The organism is Streptomyces sp. 3N207 (assembly GCF_052246355.1).
Classification (GTDB): Bacteria; Actinomycetota; Actinomycetes; order Streptomycetales; family Streptomycetaceae; genus Streptomyces.
Map to the genome: position 1 here is coordinate 1 of NZ_JBQQBV010000011.1, position 12,411 is coordinate 12,411.

General features: G+C 70.2%; 10 protein-coding genes and 1 rRNA gene. 4 read left to right on the top strand and 7 right to left on the bottom strand.

Features of this window, described 5'->3' with window-relative positions:
* Nucleotides 1-7 precede the first annotated feature (7 nt).
* From rrf to ACTWP9_RS18265, 3 genes are all read left to right on the top strand, one after another.
* A 5S ribosomal RNA gene (rrf, locus tag ACTWP9_RS18255) occupies nucleotides 8-124 on the top strand.
* Nucleotides 125-482: 358 nt separating this feature from the next.
* Complete coding sequence (locus tag ACTWP9_RS18260; protein ID WP_443247258.1) at nucleotides 483-1,169, top strand: hypothetical protein; 687 nt, start codon at nucleotides 483-485, stop codon at nucleotides 1,167-1,169.
* Entirely contained in the window at nucleotides 1,109-1,858 is a 750-nt protein-coding gene (locus ACTWP9_RS18265; RefSeq protein ID WP_443247259.1) for a hypothetical protein, read from the top strand. Before ACTWP9_RS18260 ends, ACTWP9_RS18265 begins: the two co-directional genes overlap by 61 nt.
* 71 nt (nucleotides 1,859-1,929) lie before the next feature.
* On the opposite strand, the gene ACTWP9_RS18270 is transcribed toward ACTWP9_RS18265, so the two are convergent.
* The 5 genes from ACTWP9_RS18270 to ACTWP9_RS18290 form a co-directional block, all read right to left on the bottom strand.
* Nucleotides 1,930-3,741, bottom strand: coding sequence for an IucA/IucC family protein (locus ACTWP9_RS18270; RefSeq protein WP_443247260.1), 1,812 nt, complete (start codon nucleotides 3,739-3,741; stop codon nucleotides 1,930-1,932).
* Nucleotides 3,738-4,319 (bottom strand): GNAT family N-acetyltransferase, encoded by a 582-nt coding sequence (locus ACTWP9_RS18275; protein ID WP_443247261.1) that lies wholly within the window; start codon nucleotides 4,317-4,319, stop codon nucleotides 3,738-3,740. The genes ACTWP9_RS18270 and ACTWP9_RS18275 overlap by 4 nt, the downstream gene beginning before the upstream one ends.
* Nucleotides 4,316-5,743 (bottom strand): lysine N(6)-hydroxylase/L-ornithine N(5)-oxygenase family protein, encoded by a 1,428-nt coding sequence (locus ACTWP9_RS18280; protein ID WP_443247262.1) that lies wholly within the window; start codon nucleotides 5,741-5,743, stop codon nucleotides 4,316-4,318. The genes ACTWP9_RS18275 and ACTWP9_RS18280 overlap by 4 nt, the downstream gene beginning before the upstream one ends.
* Nucleotides 5,737-7,269 carry a pyridoxal phosphate-dependent decarboxylase family protein gene (locus ACTWP9_RS18285; RefSeq protein WP_443247263.1) on the bottom strand — a complete coding sequence of 511 codons (1,533 nt, stop codon included), beginning with the start codon at nucleotides 7,267-7,269 and terminating at the stop codon, nucleotides 5,737-5,739. The genes ACTWP9_RS18280 and ACTWP9_RS18285 overlap by 7 nt, the downstream gene beginning before the upstream one ends.
* Nucleotides 7,270-7,648: 379 nt before the next feature.
* Nucleotides 7,649-8,968, bottom strand: coding sequence for a DUF1015 family protein (locus tag ACTWP9_RS18290; protein WP_443247264.1), 1,320 nt, complete (start codon nucleotides 8,966-8,968; stop codon nucleotides 7,649-7,651).
* Between the two features lie 157 nt (nucleotides 8,969-9,125).
* On the opposite strand from ACTWP9_RS18290, the gene ACTWP9_RS18295 reads away from it, so the two are divergent.
* Nucleotides 9,126-10,199, top strand: a complete 1,074-nt coding sequence (locus ACTWP9_RS18295) for an HAD-IIA family hydrolase (protein WP_443247265.1) — start codon at nucleotides 9,126-9,128, stop codon at nucleotides 10,197-10,199.
* Nucleotides 10,200-10,227: 28 nt separating this feature from the next.
* On the opposite strand, the gene ACTWP9_RS18300 is transcribed toward ACTWP9_RS18295, so the two are convergent.
* Entirely contained in the window at nucleotides 10,228-11,145 is a 918-nt protein-coding gene (locus tag ACTWP9_RS18300) for a siderophore-interacting protein (RefSeq protein ID WP_443247266.1), read from the bottom strand.
* 89 nt (nucleotides 11,146-11,234) lie between these two features.
* Complete coding sequence (locus ACTWP9_RS18305; RefSeq protein WP_443247267.1) at nucleotides 11,235-12,263, bottom strand: ABC transporter substrate-binding protein; 1,029 nt, start codon at nucleotides 12,261-12,263, stop codon at nucleotides 11,235-11,237.
* Between the last annotated feature and the right edge of the window lie 148 nt (nucleotides 12,264-12,411).

The window sequence follows — 12,411 nt, forward strand, 5'->3', positions numbered from 1 at the left end:
ACAGAGTTTCGGTGGTCATAGCGTGAGGGAAACGCCCGGTTACATTCCGAACCCGGAAGCTAAGCCTTTCAGCGCCGATGGTACTGCATGCGGGAGCGTGTGGGAGAGTAGGACACCGCCGAACAATCTTTATGGCCCTTGGCCTTCAGCGTGCATGCGCTGAAGGCCAAGGGCTTTTTTGTTTTCCTCTCGCTTTCCGAAGAGCGTTGTTCCACCGCCTGCGCGAGAATTGTGCGCAGGCATGCAGACAGGAGTCATCATGTCCCCCAGCTCCTCCGACGACCGCGGCCGAGCCGACCGTCGGCCACGACAGTCCGCCCCGCGTAGCAGCGACGGCCGCGAGCGTTCACGCGCACCCAGGCGGGAGGACGGTGGCCGGGCCGGCGGGGGCTTCCGGCGCGACGATCGAGGCGGCTCCCCGGGCGGTTTCCGTAGGGATGAGCGCCGCGGGGACGAGCGTCGGCGGGACGACCGTCCGCGTGGTGAGCGGGCGCACGACAATGGGCGCGACGACCGTGGACGTGACGACCGTCGTGGGCGCGATGGCCAGCGCGGGCCCGGTTTTCGTCGGGACGAGCGGCGGGATGACCGTCGGGATGAACGGCGGGATGACCGTCGAGATGAACGGCGCGGTGATCGGGGCCGGGACGGTTCCGGTCGCTCGGACCGTCGTCCGGACGAGCGCGGCGGGGATGCCCGGGGCCGTGACTCCCGTGGACGTGGGGAGTTCCGGCGCGATGACCGGGGGCGTGGTGAGCGCAGGGACGATCGGCGTGGCGGGTATCGGGGGGACCGGCCGCAGCGGGACGACCGGGACCGTGAGCGGGCGCCGTACCGTCGGGATGACCGGGACGGCGGGCGGCCGCAGGGTGGCCGGGGGCCGCGTCGGGATGACGAGCGTGCCGGGCGGCGGCCGTACGGGCAGGGCGGTGGCGGCCGGGGACGTGACGACCGGCGCGACGAGCGCGGTGGTGGCGGCTTCCGGCGGGAGGACAGCCGTGGGGGCGGTGGCTTCCGGCGTGGTGGTGACCGCGACCGGCCGTACGGGCGCGGCGACCGGGACCGGGACCGCGGTCGGGAGCGGCCGGAGCGGGAGCCGCTGCGCCGGTTGCCGATCGATGAGGACGTCACCGGCGAGGAGCTGGACAAGGACGTCAGGCAGGAGCTGATGAGCCTGCCGAAGACGCTGGCCGAGGATGTCGCGCGCAACCTGGTGATGGTGGCGCGGCTGCTGGACGAGGACCCCGAGCAGGCGTACGCGTACGCGAAGGTGGCGCTGCGGTTGGCGTCGCGGGTGCCGTCGGTGCGGGAGGCTGCCGGGTTCGCCGCATACGGGGTGCAGAAGTACTCCGAGGCGCTGGCCGAGTTCCGGGCGGCCCGGCGGATGACCGGGCTTCAGCATCTGTGGCCGGTCATGGCCGACTGCGAGCGTGGTCTGGGGCGGCCCGAGAAGGCGCTGGCGATGGCGGGCGAGCCCGAGGTGCAGAAGCTCGACAAGGCGGGGCAGGTCGAGATGCGACTGGTCGCGGCGGGGGCGCGCCGCGACCTGGGGCAGCCGGACGCAGCTGTGGTGACGTTGCAGAGCCCCGAGTTGGCGTCCAACTCTGTGCAGCCCTGGACGGCGCGGCTGCGGTATGCGTACGCCGACGCGCTGTTGGAGGTCGGGCGTGAGGACGAGGCCCGTGAGTGGTTCGCCAAGGCGTTGGAGGCGGATCAGAGCGGGGTGACCGATGCGTCCGACCGGCTCGCCGAGCTGGACGGTGTCGAGTTCATCGACGCCCTCGCGGAGGACGAGGATGAGGAGAAGGACGTCGTCGACGAAGTAGGGGACGGGGGCGAGTCGTCTTCGGAGGGCTGAGCTCTCGTTGGGGCAGTGAGTGAAGGGCGGACCCCCTGCGGGGGTCCGCCCTTTGTGCTGCTTGCTGACTTTTACCTGTGGGCGCTCAGGGGGTTTTTCAGGGTGCCGGTCAGCTGGAGGGCGCCGGCGGGGTCCTGGAGGTCCACCATTTGCTGGTTGTTGCGCAATTGGAGGCGGTTGAGGCAGGAGAGGGCGAACTCGTCGGCGAAGAGGTCGTACTGGGCGTGGCGGGCTGCCAGGTGGGGCGTTGCTTTTTGGTAGTCCTTCGTCACGTCGGCCACGGTCGACCAGAAGCTCGTCTCGTCCAGGACACCTGCCGCGTCGAGGGTGGGGGCCAGGAAGCGGAAGAAGCAGTCGAAGACGTCGGTGAAGAGGGAGAGGATCTTCATGTCCTCGGGGACGTCGGCGCGGATGCGTTCCACCTCGGGCGGCAGTTCGGCGTCTTGGCTCATGACGGCGATTTCCTCGGCCAGGTCCTTGAAGAGTGCGCGACGCGGGACGCCGTGTTCGTCAAGGACGAGGATGACGTTCTCGCCGTGCGGCATGAACACCAGCTCGTAGGCGTAGAAGCAGTGCAGCAGCGGGGTCAGGTATGCGTGCAGATAGGCGCGCAGCCACTCCGTGGGCTCCAGGCCGGAGCTGTGGATGAGGGCTGCGGCCAGCGAGTTGCCTTCGCGGTCGACGTGCAGGAGCGAGGCCATGGTGGCGGGCTTCTCGCCCTCTTCCAGGAACGGTATCGGGCTCTCGCGCCAGAGGGCCGCCAGCATTTTGAGGTAGGCGGAGCCCTTGGGGGCCGCGGCCTCGTAGGGGGCGGGGTGGTAGCCGACGGCGGCGCGTTCGCGGAGGACGCCCAGGCCGGTGTCGCGCAGGACGGCGTCGCCTGCCACCAGGTCGGCCAGCCAGTCGTTGATGGCGGGGGTGGCTTCCATGTAGGCGGCGGACAGACCGCGGACGAAGCCCATGTTGAGGACCGAGAGGGCGGTCTTCACATAGTGCTTGGCGGGGTGGGTGGCGTTGAAGAAGGTGCGGATGGACTGCTGGGCCAGGTGTTCGTCGTCGCCATGGCCGAGGCAGACCAGATGGCGCTGGGCGATCTCGGCGGCGAAGGTCACCGAGAGCTTGTTCCACCACTGCCAGGGGTGGACGGGGATGAGGTAGTAGTCGTCCAGGTCCAGGCCCTGCTCGGTCATGGCGGCCGAGAAGCGGCGCAGCGTGCCGGCGGAGAGCTCGGAGAGCAGCAGCTTGTCGTAGCTGAGGTCCGTGCAGGCGGTGAAGGTGGCACGGTCGCGGCGGGCGGCGACCCAGATGAGGCGTACGGGCGAGCCCGTCTCGGGGGCGTAGGCGCGGTACTCGGCGATGTCGAAGCCGAGCCGGCCATTGTTGGCGACGAAGCACGGGTGGCCCTCGGTCATCCCGGACTCGATGGTCTGGAAGGAGGCTGCGGCCAGCTGCGCCGCAGTGACCGGCGGGGCCGCGAGTTTGTAGGCGGTGCTGGCCAGGGTGGAGCTGATCTCCTCAAGATAGACGGGGAGGATCTCCTCGCCCAGGCCCAGCGTGTCGCGCAGCTCCGTGATGAACGCGAGGGCGTCCAGCGGGAGTTCGGTTCCGTCGCGGTGCCGGGTGACGCTGTCGGCGTCGACCTGCCAGTGGTCGAGGGCGAAGCGGCGGGCCGTGAAGCGGTATTCGGTGGTGCCGTCGTCGGAGCGGACCGCGTACCGGTTCTCGCCGTCGTCCAGTGGGGCCGGTCTCAGCAGCCGCTCGTGGCTGAACTCGGCCAGCGCCTTGCGGACGAGGAGCCGGGTGGCCTGGGCCCAGCGTTCGGGCGTGAGATGGCTGACGGACTCGTGCGGCGGGGTCGGCTGGGGCGTGCTGGGGAGGGTCATGCGGGGGTCACTCCTGTGGCGGTCCGGAACTGCTCGCGGGTGCAGAAGCTGAGCAGGGCTTCCTTCTCCGGTTTGGTGAGGGTGGAGTCGACGCGGAAGCCGACCGCCTCGTTGAGGGCGTGCACGGCGGTGTTGCGGACGTCCGGTTCGACGACGACGCGGCGGGTGTCCGGGTCGGCGAAGAGCATCGCCATGACGGTGGTGATGACCGCGCGGGTGAAGCCGTGCACCGGCTGCTCGGTGGGCGCGCACAGGAAGTGCATGCCGACATCGCCGGGCTGGTGCGGGTAGAGCCCGGCCAGTTCCACGTAGCGGGGGTCGTAGCGTTCCATCAGGAAGGCCGGCTCGCCGTTGTGCAGACCGAGGAAGGCGTCGTGGTGCGGGGAGGCCGCAATACTCATGAACTCCCGCTCCACGTCTGGCAGTGTGGCGTCCTGGAGCAGGTAGAACGCGGACTTGGGGTGGGTCACCCAGCGGTGCAGCAGTTCGGCTTCGGTCAGCGGGTCGACGGGGCGGAGGGCGAAGGTGCCCAGGGCCTCGTCGGGGCGGGTGAAGATGGTGGCGTCGGCGGTCGTCACAGCGCTGCCTCCAGGCCGTCCGTTCCCGTCGCGGCGGCGTCGTCCGTCCTCGCGGCCGTCGGGTCGTCCGTGGGCGCGGTGAACTCCTGGAAGGCGATGGACTTCTCGACCGGGTAGACCTCGCGGCCGAGCAGCTCGCGGATGATGCAGGAGTTGCGGTAGGCGGCCATACCCAGGTCGGGGGCTACGAAGCCGTGTGTGTGCAGCTCCGCGTTCTGAACGTAGATCTCCTGGCCGGCGGTGTCGATGCTGTAGTCGCGGCGTACGGCGAAGCGGCCGCGGGCGTCCCACTCGATGCGGTCGGCGATCGGGTCGAGGAACGCGGGCGGCTGGTAGCGGTAGCCGGTGGCCAGGATCAGTCCCTCGGTGGTGAGGCTGAAGTCACGCTTCTGCTCTTCCTGGCGCAGCCCGAGGGTGTAGGTGCCGCGGGACTCGTCGTACGAGGCGTCGGTGAGCGCGGTGTTGGTCATCAGCCGGGTGGGGCAGGGCGCGAGGCGGTTCTTCTGGTAGAGCAGGTCGAAGATGGAGTCGATCAGCTCGGAGTTGATGCCCTTGTAGAGGTTCTTCTGCGCGGCGACCAGGCTGTCCCGGGTGTCGGGCGGGAGGGAGTGGAAGTAGTCCACGTACTCCGGGGAGGTCATCTCCAGCGTCAGCTTGGTGTATTCGAGGGGGAAGAACCGGGGGGAGCGGGTGAGCCAGGTGAGGGAGTAGCCGTGGCTGTCGATGTCCTGGAGGAGGTCGTAGTAGATCTCCGCCGCGCTCTGGCCGCTGCCGACCAGGGTGATGCTCTGCTTCTTCTGGAGGGCTTCCTTGTGCTCCAGGTAGTGGGAGTTGTGGATCAGGTCGCCGCCGAGATCCTGGCAGGGCTCGGGGAGGTACGGCGGGGTGCCGGTGCCCAGGATCAGTTTCCGGGTGCGGAATGTGCGGGTCACCGGGGGCTCTCCGCCCGGCAGGTGCTCGGCGTGGACGGTGTAGAGGCCCTCGCCCTCGTCGTACTCGACGCTGGTGACGCGGTGGCTGAAGCGTACGGTCTCGCCGAGGCGGTCCGCGGCCCAGCGGCAGTAGTCGCTGAACTCGGCGCGGAGCGGATAGAAGCTCTCGCGTATGTAGAACGAGTACAGCCGGCCGGACTCCTTGAGGTAGTTGAGGAAGGAGAACGGCGAGGTCGGGTCGGCGAGGGTGACCAGGTCGGACAGGAACGGGGTCTGCAGGGTGCTGTCGTCCAGCATCATGCCCGGGTGCCAGCTGAACTCCGGTTTGTCGTCCAGGAAGACGCCGTCGAGCTCCGCGATCGGTGCGGTCAGACAGGCGAGGCCCAGGTTGAAGGGGCCCAGGCCGATGGCGACGAAGTCGTGTACGGGCGCGTCGGCCGGGTGAGCGCTGGAGGGAGTCACGTGCGGGCTCCGTGTGGGGTCGGTCAGCATGCCTGGGCGGCGCTGAGGGCGGACGGGTGGGCGGCGTTGTGCCGGGCTGCCTGCTGCTGGGCGTACTGCTCGGCGTGTGCGGCGATCAGATCGAGGACCGTGGCGATGTCGGCCGGCAAGGTCTCCGGGTTGAGCAGGGTGAACTTGAGGTAGTGGCGGCCGTCGACCACGGTGCCGGCGACGATGGCCTCGCCGGAGGCGAACAGCGCCTCGCGGGCGTACAGATTGGCCCGGTCGGTCAGCGTCCCGTCGTCCGGGTGCCCGTCTCCGGGCAGGTAGCGGAAGACGAGCGTGGAGAGCCGGGGCTCGACGACGACCTCGAACCGTTCGTCGGCGTCCAGCAGCCGCCAGGCGTCGGCGGCGCGGTCCACGACTTCGTCGAACAGTTCGCCGAGCGCGTCGGCTCCCATCACGCGCAACGTCATCCAGAGCTTGAGCGCGTCGAAACGGCGCGTGGTCTGGAGCGATTTGTCCACCTGGTTGGGTATTTCCTGTTCCACGCTGCGGGCCGGGTTGAGGTAGTCGGCGTGGTAGGTGACGTGGCGCAGGGTGTCGCGGTCCCGGACCAGGACGGCGCTGGAACTCACCGGCTGGAAGAAGGACTTGTGGTAGTCGACGGTCACCGAGTCGGCCCGCTCCACACCGTCCAGCAGTGCGCGGCGGCGCTGCGAGATGAGCAGCCCGCAGCCGTAGGCGGCGTCCACATGCAGCCAGGTGCCCGTACGTTCGCACAGGTCGGCGATGGCGGGCAGCGGGTCGATGCTGCCGAAGTCCGTGGTGCCCGCCGTGGCGACGACGGCCATCACCGTCTCTTCGGCACGCTCGCAGCGCGCCAGTTGCTCGGTCAGCGCGTCGATGCGCATCCGGCGCTGCTCGTCGCAGGGGATCGAGAGGACGGCCTCGGGGCCCAGGCCCAGCAGGACGGCGGCCTTCTCGATGCTGAAGTGGCTGCACTCTGAGGTGAGGATGCGCAGCCCGGGCAGGATCTGCGGAGTGGTCAGCGCTGTCTCGGAGTTCTTCCGCACGAGGCGGCAGGTCTCCTCACGGGCGAGCAGCAGCGCCTGGAGGTTGGACTGGGAGCCGCCGCTGGTGAAGATGCCGTCCGCGGCGGTGTCGAAGCCGATGCGCTGTGCCGTCCACTCGATGAGGCGGCGCTCGATCAGGGTGCCGCCCGCGCTCTGGTCCCAGGTGTCCAGCGAGGAGTTGACGGCCGCGATGACGGCTTCGCCGAGCACGGCCGGGATGACCACGGGGCAGTTGAGGTGTGCGAGATAGCGCGGGTGGTGGAAGTAGACGGCGTCGCGGAGGTACACACGCTCCAGTTCGTCCAGTGCCTCGCGTGCGGTGCCCAGCGGTTTCTCCAGGTCCACAGCGGAGACGGTGGGGGCGAGCTCGGCGGGCGAGACGCCGGTGAACGGCCGTTCGGCGCCGGCGAGTTTCGCGGCGACCCGCTCGACGCCGTATGTGAGGGAGCGCCTGTAGTGCTCCGCTGTCCTGTCGTTGAGCAGGTGGGACCTGCTGCTCATCGGGGGCTACCTCCGGGGATGGGGGGTTGCTGTTCACCGGCAAAGGGCCATGGCTCGGGAGGAGTTGGCCTACCGGGAGTGAAGTGATGTCCGGCCGACGGGGGGCTCGGGCCGGCCGGGTCTGCTTGCCGGGCCGGCGGGAGGAGACGTCGGGAGAGAGGTCAGAAGTGTCCTCCTGGCATGGGCGGACGTGACCCACCGCGCGGAGTGCCGCGCAGTGAGGTAAGGCTACCCTAACTTGGACGTCTCGGAGGAGTGCAAGAGGGCTCCCCGGACAGCCGTACGAGGGGAAAAGCAGCCGGAAACGCGACAGAATGCCCCGCCCGGCGCGGGGGCCCGGGCGGGGCACCAAGGGCGCGGCCCAGAGCGGCCGCGCAGGTCAGCGAGGCACGTCGGCGATCGTGCGGAGCACCAGTCCCGTGGCCGGTTTCGGGCCGAACGAGGTTGACTTGCGCGGCATGGTGACGCCCTGTTCGGCCAGCTCCCGCACCGTCGCCTCCGGAACGGCCCGCAGCAGTACCGCCGTACCGCCGTACGCCGCGGCCTGCTCGATGGCCGCTTCGGTGTGGTGCAGATAACTGATGTCCTCGGGACGGTCAGGCACCTGCCAGACAGCGTCCAGCAGCGTCGAGTGCAGCACCGTGGCGTCCAACTCCCGCCATGCCGCGGGCCGCCCAGCGGCGACCGTACGGGCCACCAGCGTGGGCGAGGGCCGGTCGAGCAGATGGAAGACGCCTTCGCCCTCGGTCAGCAGGAAGGCGTTTCCCGCCGTGTCCTCCAGCTCCTCCAGCGCCTCGTCCAGCGGAGCCTCCAGCGTGCGGATGCGGAAAGCGCCCTCCTCCCCGTACTCCGCGCCCGTCCGGTCGAGCAGGTCGAGCGCCCTCTTCAGCGGAAGTCTGGGCAGCACCCGGTGGATGGCGCGCACCTGGAGGGGATAGCGCGCGGTGTCGACCAGCAGCACCAGGCCGTAGTTCCAGGGGGACTCCTGACCGGGGCCGGAGCCGGAGTCGGAGCCGCCCTGCTCGGCGCGCAGTCGCAGATACGTCGCCCACCGGTGGTGGCCGTCGGCGATCAGCGCGCTGTGCCGGGACAGCTCGGCGTCCACCTCGGCGAGTTCGGCCGGGTCCGTGACGGCCCACAGCCGGTGCGCGAAGCCGTTCTCGGTGGTCGTCGCCGCCAGCGGTGTGCCGCACGTGGCCCGTTCGATGACGGCGGTCGCGCCGGTACGGGTGCCGTCGCCGCGGTAGGAGAGCAGCAGCGGCTCGGGGTTGGCGGCCATCTCGCGCATCAGATCGGCGCGATCGGCGACGACATGGTCTATCACGTCTTCGTGCGGCAGGACGACCCCCTCCTCGGGAGCCGAAAGCCGCAGGGCGCCGATGAGGCCGCGTTGCAGCAGTTCGCCTTTGCGCTGCTCGTAGACGTACAGCGCCGGCCGGGGGTCGCGGGCCAGTACTCCGTCGGCCTGCCAGCGGTGCAGTGTCTCGGCAGCCTTGTGGTGCCGGGTCCGGGGGTCCTCGGCCTGCGGGAGGATGAGCCGCACGATGTTGTACGGGTCCGCCGTCTCCAGATCCCGCAGTCCGTCCGGTGTGACCACCACGTCGTACGGCGGCGAGGTCACCGCAGCGAGGCTGCTGACCCTCTCCGGCGCGTAGCGCAGCCCCCGGAACGGGGCGAGTCTCAGTCCTCGGACGGTCATCTGTGCATGGTAAGCCGGTGCCCTGTTCCCGGTGGAGCGGGGCACAGGGGGCGCAGGGGTGCGGAGCGTGCGGCGGTGTACGAGAGGATCGGTACGGCGCGAAGACCCGCGACGGCCCTTTGCGCGCCCCAGGAGAGAGCACAAGGAGCAAGCCCTCATGCACCACAGCCCCGCCGCCGACACCGCCGCGACAGCCCCGCTGTCCAGCCCGCGGGCCAGCGACAGCGCGCTGCACACCGCGTACGACACGGCACTGCTGGACCTGGACGGGGTGGTGTACACCGGGGGAGAGGCGGTGCCGCACGCGGTCGACGCGCTGGCCGCCGCGCGGGAGAGCGGGCTGCGGCTGGCGTATGTGACGAACAACGCGGCCCGCACCCCGCAGACCGTCGCCGCGCAGCTGAGGCAGCTGGGTGTGCCCGCGGCGGCGGACGAGATCATCACGTCCGCGCAGGCGGTCGCCCGGCTCATCGCGGAGCACGTTCCGCAGGGCGCGCGGGTGCTGGCCGTCGGCGCCGAGGGGCTGCGGGTCGCGCTGGAGGAGCGGGGGCTGACCGTTGTCGAGACGGCCGACGAGGAGCCCGCGGCCGTGGTGCAGGGCTACGGCGGACCTTCCATGGAGTGGGGGCGGTTGATCGAGGCGGCGATCGCCGTGCAGCGCGGGGTGCCCTGGTACGCGTCCAACACCGATCTGACCATCCCCAGCGGGCGCGGCATTGCGCCCGGCAACGGCTCGGCCGTCGAAGTCGTCCGCATCGCCACCCGGTGGATGCGCACACCGCCGGAGCCCCGGATCGCGGGCAAGCCGTTGCCGCCGATGCACCGGGAGTCCATCCTGCGGACCGGCGCACGACGGCCGTTGGTGGTCGGCGACCGGCTCGACACCGACATCGAGGGGGCGCACGCGGGGCGCGTGGACTCACTGCTCGTACTGACCGGGGTGACCGACGCGACGCGGCTGCTCGCCGCCCGGCCTGTCCACCGGCCGACCTATGTGGCCCGCGACCTGCGGGGTCTGCTGGCGGCCCAGCCGGATGTGACAGGGGACGCCAAGAAGGGCTTCCGCTGCCGCGGCTGGACCGCGCACGCCGGTGCGGACCGGCTGACGCTGGAGGGCGACGGCGAACCGCTGGACGGGCTGCGCGCCCTGTGCGGGGCGGCCTGGTCGGCGGCGGGGGACGCGGAGTGCCGGTTGGACGCCGGTGACGCGCTGACCCGGCTGGGGCTTTGAGGCCCGGCCGGGTCAGCGCTGCTGCGCCTCAGCCGGCCGCGCCCGCAAGCGCCTCCGCAACCAGCTGCTCCTCGGTCGCGCCCAACCGCCAGTACCCGGTGAACTTGACGGCCCGGCGGTCGAAGCCGCGCTCGGTCACCAGATGCCGCCGCAGCGCCTTGACGGTGCCGGCCTCGCCCGCGAGCCACGCATAAGGCGTGCCCGGGGGAAGCTCGGCGGCGCGCACGGAGGCGACCATCCGCTCCAGCCGGGAACCGGTGGCCGCCTCGTCCCGCACCAGCCAGCTGAACCGCGCGTCCGAGAGGGTCGGCAGGTCCTGGACGTCCTCCCGGTGCGGGACCTCCGCGAACACCCGTACCGGCATCCCCGCGGGCAGCCACTCAAGGATGGCGCCGATGGCGGGCAGTGCCGTCTCGTCGCCGCTCAGCAGCACCCAGTCGGTGCCCTCGGGCGGCCGGAAGTCGACGCCCGCGTTGTCCTCGACGACCGGGCCGAGCAGGGTGACCCGGTCCCCGGGCATCGCCCGCAGCGCCCAGCGCGAGGCGGGGCCGCTCTCGCCGTGCAGGGCGAAATCGACGTCCAGTTCGTCCGCCCCCAGCCCGCGGCCGGCAGGTACCCCTGTGCCGTACTCGCTGCCTCTGCGCAGCGCCCGCACGGTGTAACTGCGCATGATCCCGCGGACGTTCTCGTCCATCGCGCGCCACTCGGTGAACCAGTTCTCGCCCGCGTCCGTGGGCACCACGGGCGCGGTCTGTCCCGGCTGCGGCAGGAAGAGTTTGAATCGCTGGTCCCGGCCGCCGGAGGCGAAACCATCCAGCCCGTCGCCTCCGAAGGTGACCCGCAGCATGGTCGGACCCAGTCGACGGGTCCGTACGACGCGCAGCTCGAAGAACTCGAACGGAACGGTGGAGGGTGCGGGCGGCGCCGTGCTGACCGTGCTGCTCATCGTGTCTGCTCCTCCCGAAAGGGACGGGTTCGGCTGTGCGGGGGTACGGGAACGTGCCGGGCCGTCAGGCGCGGCAGCGGATCAGAGGCTCAACCGACCTTCTTGGCCTTCTCGATCGCTTCCGCGAGGTCCTCCAGCAGGGGTGCGGCACCCGCGTACGAGAAGCGCGGTTCGGCCGCCCACGAAGCGACCTGGCCCTTCTTGACGGCCGGGAGGTCGTTCCAGGACGGCTTCGACTTGAGGGCCTTGGGCTGGAGGGACTGGGTGCGGTTGTCCAGAATGATCAGGTCCGCCTGGTACTTGTCGGCATTCTCCCAGCTCAGCTCCTCGAAGAAGCCCTGCTGGCTGACCTTCTTGGGCTTCACCAAGTCGACACCCAGCTGCTTGAAGTACTGAAGGTCGGAGTTGGCGTCCGGGTCGGAGACATAGAGCAGGTCGGCAGCGCCGGAGGCGGCCATGACGCGGATGCCGCTCTTCGCGGCCTTGCGCAGCCGCTCGGCCGCCTTCTCGAACCGGGCCTTGGCGTCCGTGACGGACTTGGCCTTCACGTTCGCGCCCAGCGACTCGGCGAGCTTCGCGTACTGCTGGATGACCTCGACCATCGGGACTCGCGACGACTTGATGCCCACCTGGGGCGCAAGCTTGGAGATCTTGTCCTTGCTCTCGTCCGGGACGTAGAAGAGCGCGTCCTTGAGGTACATGTTGCTGATCAGCAGCTGGGGACGGAGCTTGGCGTACTTCTCCAGGTCGAACTCGCCGAAGGCGTTTCCGATGATCTTCACCTTGGAGATGTCAACGTCGCCGGCGAGCACATCGGGCTTGCCGTTCTTCTGCTTCGTCGGGCCGAAGACGCCGACGATCTGGTCGCGGACACCGAAGTCCCACAGGGCCGCTGCCGCGCCGATGTAGGCGACGATCCGCTCGGGAGCGGCGTCCAGGGTGACCTTCTTCTTGCGGCCGTCGGTGAAGGACCAGCCGTCGCCCTTGGAGCCGTCACCCGAACCGGATCCGGTCTCGTCGCTTCCGCAGGCGGCGAGCAGCGCTCCGAGACCGACGGCGCCGCCCGCGGCCAGCAGACCGCGGCGCGAAAGGTGAGGGAGTGGGGAAGAGCTGGGCATTTCTCCGGCCTTCTCTCGACGTGCTGAGACGCGCCGCGGGCATGCTGCGGGCGTACATACGGGGCGGCCATGGGGCGGCCGAGTTCGTGGTTAGGTTAACCTAACCAAAGTTGTTGTTGTCCAGTGGCCGGGCGCCCCGATCTCCCGG